Annotated in this window: 1 protein-coding gene; it reads right to left on the bottom strand. The window is 68.9% G+C overall.

The genetic code is table 11. From position 1 onward, the window contains the following. The coding region (locus ABD951_RS28545) for an acyl-CoA dehydrogenase family protein (RefSeq protein ID WP_345353656.1) at positions 1 to 601 on the bottom strand (601 nt) is incomplete at both ends.

Below are 601 nucleotides of genomic sequence, written 5' to 3'. Positions count from 1 at the left end.
GATCGAGCCCGGCACGTGGATCGCGTGCGCCAGACCGGCGTGCGCGTCCCGCCAGAACCGCTGCATCGGCAGCTTGTTCTGCAGCGCACCGCCACCGGAACGGGCGAAGATCTCGTCGACCGCACGCACCACCCGCCACGCGGCGGCCGTCTGCGTGCGACGACCGATCGCCCGCTGCTCGAAGGTCACCTCCCGGCCCTTCTCGGTCATGTCCCAGAACCGGTCCACCGTCTCGAGGATCGCGGCCCGCGACGCGGCGATCTCGGCCGCGGCCTCACCGATCGCGAACAGCACGTACGGGTCCTCCTTGATCGCGGTGCCCGCCACCGTGACCCGCTCCTTCTGGTACGCGATGTGACACGCCAGCGCACCCTCGGCGATACCGATCAGCGAGGAGGTGATGCCGAGCGGGAAGATGCACGAGAACGGGAAGTTGTACAGCGTCTCGGTGCGGCCCGCCTCCTTCGGCGCGGTCCCGTCGAACACCTTCGCGGCGTCGAGCGTGCGGTGCGTCGGAATGAAGGCGTTCTTGACGATCAGGTCCTTGCTGCCGGTGCCGCGCAGACCGACGACGTCCCAGCTGTCCTGGTCGATCTCGTAG

Origin of the sequence: Rhodococcus olei (assembly GCF_039540555.1) — a bacterium.
GTDB classification, from domain to species: domain Bacteria; phylum Actinomycetota; class Actinomycetes; order Mycobacteriales; family Mycobacteriaceae; genus Rhodococcus_G; species Rhodococcus_G olei.
This window is presented reverse-complemented; position numbering and strand designations above follow the sequence as displayed.